Raw genomic sequence first — 13,610 nt, 5'->3', positions numbered from 1 at the left:
TTAGTTAAGAAGCTTTTGAAGGAAGGCATCGTACATTTCTATTCCTTCCTTTAATTCATTTAAAAAGATAAATTCATCCGCCGTGTGGGAACGAAGCGAATCGCCTATTCCCATCTTAATGGATGGGAAAGGAAGCAGCGCCTGGTCCGAGACCGTAGGCGAGCCAAAGGTGTCTATGCCCAGATTAAGCGCAGTAGTTACCAGGGGATGGTCCGGCGCTATAGAGGATGGCCTAAGCCTTAGGGAGCGTGGTTTGAGTTCTACCCCGGGCAGCAAGCTCTGTAATTCCTCGACTATTTGCTCGGGCGTGTAGCATTCGTTGAGCCGCACATCCATAGTGAAATGAGCCTCTGCGGGAACTACATTGTGTTTCTCCCCGGCATTAAATATGCTGACCGCTACGTGCACCTGCCCCAGAAGCGAAGATGTTTTTTCAAAACGGTAGTTTTTTAGCTTTACTATATGCTCCACCGCCAAGTAAATGGGATTTAGGGCATTGGGATGGGCGGCATGGGAGCTCTTTCCAACCACTCTGCAGTCTACCACCAGAAGTCCTTTTTCTGCGGTAGCTGCGCGCATCTGTGTAGGTTCGCCTACAATGGCGCAGTCAATTAGAGGGAGCTCCTGCAAAATAGAGGCTATACCTTCTGAGCCTGAAATCTCTTCTTCTGCGGTAGCTGCAAAGACCAGGTTGTATTTTCCTTTTGTGAAATAGTTGTTTACAAACACAGTAAAGAGCCCAACCAGGGACGCTCCCGCATCGTTACTTCCCAGTCCGTAGAGCTTTGAATCACAAACTTCTGCACCGAAAGGATCCTTGGTGTAGAGAGTGCTGGGCGCAACCGTATCGTGGTGCGAGTTAAGTAGCAGCGTAGGCTTAGAGGGATCGAAATAGGCGCTCTGGGCCCATACATTATTGCCCTTGCGCCTGTAGGGAATCCCAAGACACTTCATCGTGCTGGTAAAAAGATTTGCGGCCTTATCCTCCTGCCTGCTAAGGGAAGGGGTTTTAATCAGCTGTTTTAATAACTCGAGTGCGTGCGTGTACGTAAAGTCCATCATGCTATTTTAAGCGCTGTACCACAGCTGCGTCCCTGTAATTTATCCTCAAGTGCTTCAGAGGAGATTATACTACAACCCTCTACCCCATGGCCCAGTGCTTTAAAACCGCTCTGCAGCTTAGGTACCATACCATGGGAGATTTGCCCCGAGGCTCTAAGGGTTAAGAACTCCTGTGGGGTTAAGTACTCCAAAGCGCTCTGCTCGTTATTAGGATCGAGCAAAACGCCTTTCTTTTCGAAGCAGTAAAGCAGCTGCACCTGATGCATTCCCGTCATGGCAATGGCTATCTCACTTGCCAGTACATCGGCATTGGTATTAAGAAGCTGAAAATCCTCTCCCATCGTTACTGCACTTACCACAGGGACCACACCTTGGCCCAGTAGCATGGAAAAAACCTTAGGCTGTACATGGGCAATATCACCTACCATTCCAAAATCCACAGGCTCCTTCGGCCGCTTTACTGCAGCGATGGATCCTAGATCGGCCCCGCACATTCCAAGTGCGTTAATTCCTTCGCTTTGAAGACGCGCGACCAATTGTTTGCTGTAGTATCCGGCATACACCATGGTACAGACTTCCATGGTCTTCTCAGAGGTTATCCTTCTTCCCTCCACCATGGTTTGGGGAATGCCTAATTTTTCGGATACTGAACTAGCCAGTCTTCCCCCTCCGTGTACCAGAATATACTGCTTCTTGGTAGCCCCGAGGGTTTTTAAAAGCTCGGTGAGGACCTCAGGCTTTTCCAGGGTTTCTCCTCCTATTTTAATTATGTAGAGGGTACTCATAGCGTAGGGGAAAGTAGTTCACTTAAAACAGTCTGCATGGCTAGGGTTCGGTTTGCTGCCTGCTCGTACACCAGTTGGTTGTTACTATCTAGCAGAGCATCCCCTAGTTCGAGATTTCTTCTAACGGGCAAACAGTGCATAATTCGTGCGGAAGGATTCTTGAGCAAGAAATCCTCTCCCAGCATCCAATCCTTCTCCACCGGGGGCATAGTTCCGTACTGCTCGAAGCTGGACCAGTTTTTTACATAGACATAATCGGCGTCCTTAAGTGCCTCCATCTGGTCATGGTACACCGGAGTATCTTGAACAAATTCAGGGCTAAGGTCGTACCCAATAGGATTGGCAATGGAAAAATCCACATCGGCCTTAATCATCCATTCGGAAAAGGAGTTAGCCACGCAGTGTGGAAGCGCCTTGGTATGGGGCGCCCAGGTAAGGACTACTTTGGGGGGGCGGGCCTCTTTCCAGGTCTGCTCAATGGTAATAAGGTCTGCAAAGCTCTGAAGCGGGTGCCGTGTAGCAGATTCCAAGGAAACCACCGGCACCGTGGCGTACTTTAAAAAGGCAGAGAGAACCGGTTCGCTATAGTCCTCTTCCCTGTCCTGAAGAAGAGGAAAAGCGCGGATTCCAATCACATCGCAGTACCTGGAGAGCACCCGCGCTGCTTCTTTTACATGCTCCGTAGTGGAGCCGTCCATTACGGTGCCTTCCGAAAACTCCCAGGTCCAGGCGTCCTGTCCTGCATTTAAAACCTGTACGTGCATGCCCAGATTCCATCCTGCCTGTTGGCTGGAGAGACGGGTACGTAGGCTGGGATTAAGAAAAACCAAACCCAGGGTTTTGTTCTGTCCTAAACTTTTATTGGAAAAAGGATCTTGCTTAATGGCGAGTGCCTTAGAGAGTATTCCTTTTATGTTTTTGATATCATGTACGGATGTAAAATTTTTCATAATGCTCGTAATACCTTTTCAAGGGAATTAATAAAATAGTCGCTTTGCGCGCGCGTAATGGTTAAGGAGGGAAGCAGACGCATAGTATGGGGATGCGTGGCGCTTCCCACCAGTATGGCGTAGCTGCTGCGTAGCTGCTGCGCGATTACTTTCGAAGGCACTTCAAAGTCCAGGGCTATCATAAGGCCTCTGCCACGAACGGCTTTTATACCGTTAATCTTGGATAGGGCCTCTATAAGATACGCTCCCTGCTGCTTTGCATTTTCCTCTAGATTTTCATCCTTAAGAACATCCAGTACGGCGATGGCCGCACTGCATGCCAGGTGGTTGCCACCAAAAGTGGTACCCAGCATCTTTTGCCAAAGCGCAATATCAGGAGCAATGAGCACTCCGGCTATAGGAAAACCATTGCCCATGCCTTTAGCCACAGTCACAATATCGGCCTTAACCCCATGATGCTGATGGGCAAAGAATGTTCCTGTCCTTCCGTAGCCACTCTGTATCTCATCACAGATAAACACAGCACCTACTTCCCTGCATCGTTTTGAAAGATGCTCCATAAACTCTTTGGAGGGCTCAAAAATTCCACCAATACCCTGGATACCCTCTATTAAAACCCCCGCGAGCTGGGATTTATTGTCCTGAAAAAGCCGGTCAAAGGCTTGCTTATCTTCTAAGGGACACATCAAGAAATCTTCACTCTTATTAAGTGGTGCTTGGATGAAGCTATCGTCCGTAGCAGCCACTGCGGCCGAGGTTCTGCCATGGAATCCGCCCTGAAAAACAATGAATTTACGTTTTCCAGTGTGGAACGAAGCAACCTTTAATGCGTTTTCTATGGCCTCAGCGCCGCTGTTGCATAGAAAAAGCCTGTGGGAATCGTATCCACTCTGCGAGCCAAGCATCTGGGCGAGTTTTTTCTGGAGGGGATTCTGCACCGAATTGGAATAATAGCCAAGCGCCTCAAGTTGCTTGGAAATACTCTTAATGTAATGCGGATGGGAATGGCCGATGGATATAACGGCATGCCCCCCATAAAAATCCAGGTACTGAGTTCCCTTGGCATCCCAAAGATCCAGTCCTTCTCCCTTTACAAGTTCAATATCCAATAGCGGATAGACATCTGCTAATTCCATAATTTTTCTTTTTTTAAAATGCGTGGGCTTTAAGGGAAAGTCCTTCCCTTTCTGAAAGTCCCATCATAAGGTTCATGTTCTGTACTGCCTGTCCACAGGCGCCTTTTAGAAGATTATCTAAAACCACATGTACCGCAAGCTCCTTGCCTACCTTTTCTAGTTGTAGTACTGCCTTGTTGGTGCCTACCACCTGCTTGAGATCAAGTGGAGACTCCACCACATGCACAAAGGAAGAGTCCCGGTAAGCAGCAGAAAATTCTTCCTGTATTTCCGAAAGTGAAAGTGGTGTGGAGGCCATCAGACTTACCATGATACCGCGTGTAAATCCACCCCTCCAGGGAACGAAATGAAGAGGCACATCTATTTGGTATAGTTTCCTAGTGGTATGACGGATCTCATGCTGGTGCTGGTGGGAAAATGTTTTATACGGCGAGATGTTGGAACTACGCCAGAGAAAATTGGTCGTCTGATGCAGCGCCTTGCCTGCGCCAGTAGCTCCCGTAATTCCTACGGCGTGGAAGCTCTCCACCTGGCTTATCTTAAGAAGGGGAAGCATCCCTAGCTGCAGAGCGGTAGCAAAACATCCTGGATTGGCAATGTAGGTCGCATTTTTGATTTCCTCGCGGAAGAACTCACTAAGACCGTACACAAAACGTCTTCCCTCCCAGAGCTCATCGACCCGAAAGTCGTTTCCCAAATCGATGATACGTGTGGTAGGCGTAAGAAGCGGAGCATTCTCCTTCATCCAGGCTTTACTTTCCCCATGCGGAAGACAAAGAAACACCACATCGCACGGAGTGATCATTTCCTGAAATTTTAGCTCGGTTTCTCCCAGTAGGTCACGGTGCACTTCATGCACCGAGTGGTTTTGCATACTGGTACTTGTAATGAAACCTACTTCTACCAAGGGATGGTTCAGTAAAATGCGAAGTAATTCCCCTGCCGTAAGGCCAGTCCCTCCTACAATTCCTGCCGTGATTTTTGTTTGATTAGTTCCCATTTTCGTGGACTTTATGGTAAATGGAGAGTGCATTGGAGTTAATCTTTATAAATCCTTTCATATCCTGGGCATTCCAAAGTGGATTTTCCTCTCCGTAGCTTGCGTATTTCTTGTTCATCAGATCATTTTTGGACGCAACCCCTAGCAGGTTAAAATGGAACGGGTGTAGCTCAAGGGTCACCTCTCCGGTAACTTTTTCCTGGGAGGAGACCAAAAGTGCTTCAATATCCTTTACTACAGGATCCAGTACCTGTCCGTCGTGGATGAGGTTCGCGTACGTGAGCGTTACCTGATCCTTAAGCAGCATCTGCGCCTTGGTAAGGGTGTGTTTCTCTAGAAGATGGTGCGCCTTTATGATAATCAGTGGCGCAGCGGCTTCAAACGCCACGCGTCCCTTGATTCCTATGATGGTATCCCCAACATGAATATCCCTACCGATACCAAAGGGTTGCGCGATTCGTGCAATGGTTCTAATGGCTTCGATCGGACATTGAAACTCAGAACCGTTTATCTTCTTAAGTTCCCCCTTCTCGAAATAAAGTGCCAGGAATTCCGGTTGTTTTTTTGTGGCCGGTGTAGGATAGGCCTCTTCCGGCAAGGCACCCAGGGAGCCAAGCGTCTCCTTACCTCCAATGGAAGTACCCCAAAGTCCTTTATTGACCGAATATTGCGCCTTTTGAAAGTCCAATTCCACACCGTGCGAACGCAAGAATTCTATCTCCTCGTCTCGGGAAAGTTTCTGGTCTCGGATGGGTGTGAGTATTTCCACTCCGGGTAAAAGTACTTGAAAAATGCTGTCAAAGCGGACCTGATCATTGCCTGCCCCAGTACTTCCGTGGGCGATAGAACGGGCACCGATCTTCTGGGCATAGAGAGCTAAAGCTCTAGCCTGGAACACGCGCTCGGAACTTACAGAAAGTGGATACGTATTATTTTTAAGCACATTACCAAATACCAAATACTTTAGGCACTCGTCATAGTACTGCTCCTGTACATTGAGCACCGTAAAGGATGCAACTCCCAGCTCCAGGGCTCTGTTTTCAATCGCCTGAAGTTCCGTGGGACTGAATCCTCCCAAATCTACAAGTACCGCATGTACTTCCAGTTTTTTAATCTTTGAAAGGTACACGGCGCAGTACGATGTGTCCAGGCCACCACTATAGGCTAGTACTACTTTTTCCATAATATTTTTTTTATTTTGTCAAACTTGGAGGTTAATGAGAAGCCCTCAGAAGAAGACTCAAGATTCTTAGGCTGTCCCTGCTCCCAACTTGGATCGTAAAGCATTGCCGTACAGAGACAGTTTTTGCGCTGTTTGGAAGAGAGTATTTCAAAGTTTACACAACTCTTGCATCCGCTCCAGAACACTTCATCCTGAGTGAGTTCCGAATACGTTACCGGGCGGTAACCCAGCTCACTGTTTATTTTCATCACCGCAAGTCCTGTGGTCAGACCAAAAAGTTTAGCCTGCGGGAACAGCTTCCTACTGTACTGAAAAATGAACTGCTTGATCTGTTTAGCAAGACCCGAATTGCGGTACGCTTTCTTAACAATGAGACCGGAATTGGCAACATAGGTTTTCTCACTCCATGTTTCAATATAACAGAATCCTGCCCAATCCCCTTGCTGGGTCAGGGCAATCACTGCCTTGCCTTCTAGAATCTTTTCTTCCAGATACGTTTTGGACCGGCGAGCAATGCCCGTTCCTCTCTCCTTGGCGGATATTTCAATTTCACTAATGATGGTATCCACCAGATGCAGATCCTCCAGGCCACCAATTTTTACTGTAAATTTTGTAATTTCTTCCACTTTCATCTAAAACAGACCGCAAATTTAGATAAATTATCTTTTTAAAACAATTGTTTAAGATAAATTATTTGAATTTTACCATTTAAATAGATAAAAGAGGCAAAAAAAAGGCGAATCCGTAGGGATCCGCCTTCTGAATAGAGTATATGCGTATTACTTCTTACTCAGTTTTTTAAACTTAACGTACGAAACTACCGAAAGAAGTACCATAAGTGCTGAGCCTATATAGACCCAGGCCGGTACCGGTATAGGGTCCCCTGCGGCATAGGAATGCAGTCCGCTTAGGTAGTAATTTACACCGAAGTACGTCATTATGATGCTACTGATTGCCACCATGGCAGCTACGTGGAATGCCCAGCGGCCACGCAGGCCTGGAACCAGGCGCATATGCAGTACGAACGCGTACACCATAACCGAAACAAATGCCCAAGTTTCCTTTGGATCCCAGCTCCAGTAGCGTCCCCAAGACTCATTGGCCCAGATCCCTCCTAAGAAGGTACCAACAGTTAGGGCATAAAGACCTATGGTAAGAGACATTTCCGATACGATCGTAAGTTCCTTAATGGAACGCTCGTTATGTAGTTTGAAGAGTTTCTTTGATGCCAGAATATAAAATACAAGACATATCACGGCAATCACAAAAGAAAGCCCAAAGAAACCGTAGCTGGCGGTAATAATTGCCACGTGGATAATGAGCCAATACGATTTAAGTACCGGCACTAAAGGCGTAATCTGGGGATCCAGAGCCGAACCTCCATGTGCAAATCCCATCATAATGACCGCTACCATGAAACCTGCCGCTGGGATAAGCGCATTGGAATTTCGATAGAGGGCAAATCCAGCAGTAATTCCCACCCAAGAGATAAAGACGATTGCTTCGTAGCCGTTACTCCATGGAGCGTGTCCAGAGATATACCATCTTCCGATCAGTCCAAGAAGCTGTAGAAACCATCCCACAGCGCCCACTACCATTACGCCCTGTATTACGCGTGAGAGTAATCGGCTTGGACGAAATAGTTCTACAAATCCTAAGACTACTAGAAGCCCCCCGATAAGCGTATAGAAGATCAAAAGACGGAAGTTTATATCCACCTTATTCATAAATACTTCCGCTTGAACACGGTTCTCACTAGGCACCACGTTTTTACCCCAGGTCTGTTGGTAGTCGGATAATTTTTTAAGCTCTGCATCGGCTTTTTGCCAGTTTCCACTCTGTTGGGCTTCAAGGACCGCTGAAAAGTAAGGTCCCATTACCGCCTGCGATTCCATATCCGGTTCGAAATTCTGATCCAACCAGGAATGCCACGTAGAATTAGGGTCGTTCTTGACAGGAACAATACGCATGAACTGACCGCTGAAAAACTCATTGAAGATCTGAACACGCTCGTTGACGGCGATTACCTCCTTGTCGTAGTTGGTCTGTTCGGCCGGTTTCTTGGCAAAAGCAATATTATAGTCTTCCTCCAGTACGTAGTTTAGGTTTCCGTTCTGATCGGAAGGAAATAGATTCATCAGTGCCGTATACCCTTCCTCGTTGGCTTTGGTCTTTTTCTTTAGTTCGTCCCCTCCTTTGGTTCCTACCTTAATCAAAGGTACCATGGTCCAGCTAGGCGTATCGGTATTTACAGAGAGGAACCACTGCTCTGCAGTCAGGAACTTTCCGTCGGAACCTTTGAACTTGTCTTTTTTATACAACTTTCTTAGCACATCCAAGGCCTGAGTGCTCATTGGGACAATTCTTCCCTCGTAATTCTGTACCAAAAGGTAAGAGAACTTATCGGCGTGCTCCGTGGATATCCTCGTGCGTGCTATGGCTTCGTCCGCAGAGATGGTTTTCATTACTGAAAACGAGCGGGCAACCGAATTGGGCTCATTGGAGGACGCCGGGGCCGATGCGCTCTGGTGCGCACTGTCGGGGTGAATCACCCCATCGGCATGCATATGGCTGCCCTCAGGTACTTGTTGCGTACTGGAGGAAGCGGCTTTTGGGCTGCCGTCCGAGGTTCCATGCATTTCAATTTTCTGAGCAGTGAGTCCGACCGAAAGCAGCAAAGCTACCATCAGCGCAGTTTTCTTTCTGCTCATATTCTTTAGCATCTGATTTAGTTTTGAGAAGTGGGTACCTTTCCAGAAGAATACGATGAACATAGAGGTAAAGAGTAGAAAGTAGCCTATGTAGGTAACCAGTGTTCCCCAGTAGTCGTGATTTACCGAAAGGTGCGTTCCCTGACGGTCTGGATCAAAACTAGCCTGGAAGAAACGATACCCTTTGTGGTTAAGAACGTTGTTCATGTAAATTTTATAAGGTGTTTGCTTGCCCTCGTCAATGATCTGAACGTGCGATTCGTAGGCGCTTGGTGAAGAGCTTCCAGGATAGGTTTCCATTACGAAATCATCCAATTTTAGTGCAAACGGTGTAGTGTATACTTTTGGTCCAAACCCTAACATGATATTGAGTCCGTCCAGGGTGATTTGTTTAAATAGGTTGGGATTACCGCGCTCGACCATAAGCTCGACCCTTTGGGCTGTTTTAGGGCCTTGCACTTCTACAAGCAGTGCATCGGCCACCGCCTGGTCCTTTTTACGGTCCCCTTCAAACTGCATGAGCTTTCCTTTCTGAAGACCCTCTGGCACAACGATACGAATATCGTTAACCGTGTATAAGCTTCGAAGCGAAAGAGGCTCATAGGTATTTTGTTTTACAGAGCCACTGTCCTGGGTGGCCATCACCATATAGGTGGCATCCACCGGGGTTTTTATAAGAAGCTTGCCGTCCTGTTTTTTAAATTCAATAGCTCCCTCGATCGGTCGGTTATAGCTGACCAGCATCCCTGCAAGGGACTTGGATTCTCCCTCTTTAAGGTAGTAATTCAAACGGCCGTTTTCGCCCGTTGTTACAAAATGAAGGTACTCCTCTCCATTAGGATCAGCCACCAGAGAGTCTTTTTTGCGTTGGATGTAATCGATAGTACGTACCGATACTGTCTCTCCGTGGTAATCGTACTTAGCCTTAAAGTTTTTATGCAGCGGAGACATTAGATACGGGATATCCGCATAGTTGAGCACATCGCCCTTCTTTTCAATCTGAATTTTGAAGAAATTCTTGTCGGTAATAATTTCATTAGAGGTTTCTCCCTCACGAATGAGCATGATTCCTTCGTAGCTGATATAGCGTGTAATAGCTCCCCCTATAAAAAGAAGAATAAACGAGAGGTGAAATACAAGCACTGGCCATTTTTCTTTTTTCCAGAGCCTATAGCGGCCGATATTACCAATAAAGTTTAAAATGAGAAGGAACATCACTAGTTCAAACCACTTGGCTTCATATACAAGGGCTTTGGCTGTAGGTGTTCCGTAATCATTCTCAAGGAATGTGGCATAACCCATGGCTGCAGCATACACAAATAAGAGTACGGCCATGGTGCGGGTGGAAATAAGAATATTCTGAATTTTCTTCATAAAAAATGGATATTACTACACTTTATAAAATCGGATGTCTGCAAAAATACATTCTATATTTGTAAAAAGCGAATTTACCCTGCTATATTTCAGGCATTTCCTTACCCTCTGAGGTCTTGGATTCGAATGCTTAAGATTTAGCAACGCCTCTGATGCAATTTTGCCTAAAAATGTTAAATTTGCCACTACTCAACCTATGGAAAAACCGACTAAACGCAATTCGCCAACCAACGCTCCTGTAAGTAAGACCCTATCAAAGCCACGAATATTTTTTGGCATTCTTTTCCTTCTTACAAGTGTGATACTCTTTATATCCTTTATTTCCTACCTTCTTAATTGGCAGGCCGACCAAAGCCAAGCCGGAATGCTACTGGATAAGACTGTAAAATCCTCCAATATTGTAGGCAAACTGGGAGACTGGCTGGGAAATTTTTTCATTTTTGAGAGTATTGGTCTTGCCGCATTTTTTGTTCCCTTTTTGCTTTTCATGGTGGGAATGCTTATCCTAAAGAAAAAATTTGTCAAGCCTTGGAAGTCCATCGGTCATTCCCTATTCTTCATGTGCTGGCTTCCGATTTTCATAGGAGCAATCACGGCAGGAAAAGGGGTACTGAGTGGTGTGTACGGCTACCAGATCATGGATTTTCTGGTTATGATGATAGGTAGTGTGGGTCTATGGCTCGTGCTACTTAGTAGCCTTGCACTCTACTTTATATTGGAATTCAATCTACGTCCTTCGGCCATTAAAAGCCGCATGCAGGATTTGAACGACAATACGGTAGGGAGAATGAAGGACCTAATGCCTAAGTCCCGTGACAAGTTTGAGGCAGATGAAGAACTTGAAGAGCTTACTAGCGACGGTAACGAGGTGGAGCGGGAGGAAGTAGCCCCTACTGTCCTTCCTGTGCAGGGGTTTCCTACGGTCCCTGCCACGGCGTCCCTTGAGACCATAGCCACTCCTAACCAAACTACTTTTGAAGAACCGCAAGCCAAAACGGTGCGTTTGGATCTTGAGGACAAAAATAGCGCCCAGGAAGGGATCAAATTCCAGGTAGAAGTAGCACAGGGGCACGATGAAGAGCTCGACGAGTTTGAGCAAAAAGCCAAAGGCCTGGTACAGGAACACGGGCTATACGACCACACCCTGGAACTTGCTAAATTCCAGTTTCCACCATTGGAACTGCTAAAGAATTACGGCAACGAAGAGATATCCATTAACCAAGAGGAACTGGAAGAAAACAAAAACCGCATTGTAGGTCTTTTAAAGAATTTCAATGTAGGAATAGCAGAAATCAAAGCCACGATAGGCCCTACCGTCACCCTCTATGAAATTGTTCCGGAAGCAGGAATACGTGTCTCGGCTATCAAGAAACTCCAAGACGATATTGCCCTAAATCTTTCTGCCCTTGGCATACGCATCATCGCCCCTATGCCCGGAAAAGGGACTATTGGTATCGAGGTGCCGCGCAAAAACCCAACCATGGTTTCCATGCGCAGCGTACTTGCCTCCCCAAAATTCCAACATACCGACATGGATCTTCCCGTGGTCTTCGGGAAAACCATCTCCAATGAGATCTTCATGGCAGACCTAGCAAAGATGCCCCATCTTCTAATGGCAGGAGCAACCGGCCAAGGAAAATCGGTTGGTATCAATGCAATCCTTACCTCACTACTTTACAAAAAACACCCCAGTGAGTTGAAATTTGTAATGGTCGATCCTAAGAAAGTGGAGCTTACCCTGTACTCTAAAATTGAAAGGCACTATCTGGCAAAACTTCCGGGCGATCAGGAAGCGATCCTGACGGATACCAATAAGGTCATTGCTACGCTTAACTCCCTATGCGTAGAGATGGATGAGCGCTACGAACTTTTAAAGAACGCCTTTTGCCGTACCATAAAAGAATACAATAAGAAATTCACTGAGCGTAAACTCAATCCAGAGCACGGCCACCGATACCTTCCCTATATTGTGTTGGTCGTGGATGAATTTGCCGACCTTATAATGACGGTGGGCAAAGAGGTAGAGCATCCAATAGCACGCCTAGCACAATTGGCGCGAGCCGTAGGAATCCACCTTATTGTCGCTACCCAACGTCCTTCAGTGAATGTAATTACCGGAATGATCAAGGCCAATTTCCCAGCACGCGCAGCCTTCCGGGTTATCTCTAATGTGGATTCCCGCACTATACTGGACTCCCCAGGGGCGGACCAGTTGATTGGAAAGGGAGATATGCTTTATTTTAACGGAAACGAGATCATCCGACTCCAGTGCGCCTTTGTGGACACCCCAGAGGTAGAGCGTATCGTAGAATATATTGGAGCGCAGAAAGGCTACCCAAGTGCCTTTATCTTACCGGAACCACCAAGCAGTGATTCTAGTGGAGGAAGCGGAGCTTTTGATCCGGACGAAAAAGACCCTATGTTTGAAGACGCTGCACGTATCATAGTTTCCACCCAGCAAGGTTCGACCTCCATGTTGCAACGACAATTGAAACTGGGTTACAACCGCGCGGGCCGAATAATGGACCAACTCGAGGCCAGCGGGATTGTTGGGGGATTCAATGGCGCGAAAGCCCGTGAAGTACTTATTGCCGATTTAAATTCTTTGGAACAGTTTTTGGAACAGTTGCGCGGATAGTGCTCTAAAGCCTCTGGAGATGCTCTATTTAACATTTTAGGGCCCAGCGCATCCAACGTATAGAAAAAGAATTTAAAATTTAAAAGAATGATTAAAATTATAACTGCAACGGTACTTACTGCAACCATGGCGAGCTTTAGTTTCGCTCAGAAAGCGGACGCAAAATCCAAAGCCCTATTAGATGGAGTGAGCGCCAAATACAAGGCCAACAAAAACACCTATTTTAAATTTGCCTACGGAACAGGTAAGAACGGTAAAGTGAGCCGCACGCAGACCGGCATCTACTATACCACCCCTTCCCAGTACAAATTAAAAATAATGGGTACGGAGCAGATATTTGACGGCAGCAAAGTGTATAATATTAGTGCGGAAGACCAGGAAGTAACCATTGCCAAAGCCAATGGCCAGGAAATGATGTTCTCCCCGACCAACTACCTCTCCTCCTATAAAAGAGACTACAATGCGCAGTACATGGGCAAGAGAAAAGTCGGGACCACTAGTGCCGATTGGGTAAAGCTTACGCCGGTGAAAAACAACGGCATTAAACATGTTTACATTTATGTGGACGGAGCAAAACGCCAGCTTTTAAAAGTGGAACAGTACGCGACAAACAACGATGTCGCCGTTATTGCGGTGCAGGACTACAGGGCGAATCAAAACCTGGCCTCCGATATGTTCCGGTTTAACAAAGCCAAATATTCCAATTACCTCATAACAGAAATCTAATTCAGAGATTTCTCTATATAATTCAATAAAGTCACAAAGGTTCAA

At 46.5% G+C, this 13,610-nt stretch carries 10 protein-coding genes; 2 read left to right on the top strand and 8 right to left on the bottom strand.

All coding sequences use genetic code 11. The features are described 5' to 3' along the window. The 8 genes from IC612_RS01160 to ccsA all read right to left on the bottom strand — a co-directional run bounded on the left by IC612_RS01160 (window position 1) and on the right by ccsA (window position 10,201). A complete protein-coding gene (locus IC612_RS01160; RefSeq protein WP_194738332.1) occupies window positions 1-1,062 on the bottom strand; it encodes a M20/M25/M40 family metallo-hydrolase in 1,062 nt (353 codons plus the stop codon). Beyond that, complete coding sequence (gene argB, locus IC612_RS01155) at window positions 1,059-1,847, bottom strand: acetylglutamate kinase (protein WP_194738331.1); 789 nt, start codon at window positions 1,845-1,847, stop codon at window positions 1,059-1,061. Before argB ends, IC612_RS01160 begins: the two co-directional genes overlap by 4 nt. Then, window positions 1,844-2,797: a Rossmann-fold NAD(P)-binding domain-containing protein gene (locus IC612_RS01150; protein ID WP_194738330.1), complete on the bottom strand. Its 954-nt coding sequence runs from the start codon at window positions 2,795-2,797 to the stop codon at window positions 1,844-1,846. Before IC612_RS01150 ends, argB begins: the two co-directional genes overlap by 4 nt. Then, complete coding sequence (locus IC612_RS01145) at window positions 2,794-3,933, bottom strand: aspartate aminotransferase family protein (RefSeq protein ID WP_194738329.1); 1,140 nt, start codon at window positions 3,931-3,933, stop codon at window positions 2,794-2,796. Before IC612_RS01145 ends, IC612_RS01150 begins: the two co-directional genes overlap by 4 nt. A gap of 13 nt (window positions 3,934-3,946) precedes the next feature. Then, window positions 3,947-4,933 carry an N-acetyl-gamma-glutamyl-phosphate reductase gene (gene argC, locus IC612_RS01140; RefSeq protein ID WP_194738328.1) on the bottom strand — a complete coding sequence of 329 codons (987 nt, stop codon included), beginning with the start codon at window positions 4,931-4,933 and terminating at the stop codon, window positions 3,947-3,949. Continuing rightward, complete coding sequence (gene argG, locus IC612_RS01135) at window positions 4,923-6,116, bottom strand: argininosuccinate synthase (RefSeq protein WP_194738327.1); 1,194 nt, start codon at window positions 6,114-6,116, stop codon at window positions 4,923-4,925. The genes argC and argG overlap by 11 nt, the downstream gene beginning before the upstream one ends. Continuing rightward, window positions 6,104-6,748 carry a GNAT family N-acetyltransferase gene (locus IC612_RS01130; RefSeq protein ID WP_228512818.1) on the bottom strand — a complete coding sequence of 215 codons (645 nt, stop codon included), beginning with the start codon at window positions 6,746-6,748 and terminating at the stop codon, window positions 6,104-6,106. The genes argG and IC612_RS01130 overlap by 13 nt, the downstream gene beginning before the upstream one ends. Before the next feature lie 147 nt (window positions 6,749-6,895). After that, entirely contained in the window at window positions 6,896-10,201 is a 3,306-nt protein-coding gene (gene ccsA / locus IC612_RS01125) for a cytochrome c biogenesis protein CcsA (protein ID WP_194738326.1), read from the bottom strand. A gap of 196 nt (window positions 10,202-10,397) precedes the next feature. Here ccsA and IC612_RS01120 point away from each other — a divergent pair, with 196 nt between their 5' ends. Both IC612_RS01120 and IC612_RS01115 read left to right on the top strand, forming a co-directional pair. Beyond that, on the top strand, window positions 10,398-12,839 hold the full coding sequence (locus tag IC612_RS01120) for an FtsK/SpoIIIE family DNA translocase (protein ID WP_194738325.1): 2,442 nt from the start codon (window positions 10,398-10,400) through the stop codon (window positions 12,837-12,839). Between the two features lie 87 nt (window positions 12,840-12,926). Then, complete coding sequence (locus IC612_RS01115; protein ID WP_194738324.1) at window positions 12,927-13,565, top strand: LolA family protein; 639 nt, start codon at window positions 12,927-12,929, stop codon at window positions 13,563-13,565. Window positions 13,566-13,610: the final 45 nt, after the last annotated feature.

This window comes from Planobacterium oryzisoli (genome assembly GCF_015354315.1).
GTDB lineage: Bacteria > Bacteroidota > Bacteroidia > Flavobacteriales > Weeksellaceae > Planobacterium_A > Planobacterium_A oryzisoli.
This window is presented reverse-complemented; position numbering and strand designations above follow the sequence as displayed.

What these genes read in the sequence shown, in the direction of transcription:
- ccsA (WP_194738326.1), bottom strand. Translation starts at nt 10,201, where the DNA reads ATGAAGAAAATTCAGAATATTCTTATTTCCACCCGCACCATGGCCGTA.
- IC612_RS01115 (WP_194738324.1), top strand. Translation starts at nt 12,927, where the DNA reads ATGATTAAAATTATAACTGCAACGGTACTTACTGCAACCATGGCGAGC.
- IC612_RS01150 (WP_194738330.1), bottom strand. Translation starts at nt 2,797, where the DNA reads ATGAAAAATTTTACATCCGTACATGATATCAAAAACATAAAAGGAATA.
- IC612_RS01130 (WP_228512818.1), bottom strand. Translation starts at nt 6,748, where the DNA reads ATGAAAGTGGAAGAAATTACAAAATTTACAGTAAAAATTGGTGGCCTG.
- IC612_RS01145 (WP_194738329.1), bottom strand. Translation starts at nt 3,933, where the DNA reads ATGGAATTAGCAGATGTCTATCCGCTATTGGATATTGAACTTGTAAAG.
- IC612_RS01160 (WP_194738332.1), bottom strand. Translation starts at nt 1,062, where the DNA reads ATGATGGACTTTACGTACACGCACGCACTCGAGTTATTAAAACAGCTG.
- argC (WP_194738328.1), bottom strand. Translation starts at nt 4,933, where the DNA reads ATGGGAACTAATCAAACAAAAATCACGGCAGGAATTGTAGGAGGGACT.
- IC612_RS01120 (WP_194738325.1), top strand. Translation starts at nt 10,398, where the DNA reads ATGGAAAAACCGACTAAACGCAATTCGCCAACCAACGCTCCTGTAAGT.
- argB (WP_194738331.1), bottom strand. Translation starts at nt 1,847, where the DNA reads ATGAGTACCCTCTACATAATTAAAATAGGAGGAGAAACCCTGGAAAAG.
- argG (WP_194738327.1), bottom strand. Translation starts at nt 6,116, where the DNA reads ATGGAAAAAGTAGTACTAGCCTATAGTGGTGGCCTGGACACATCGTAC.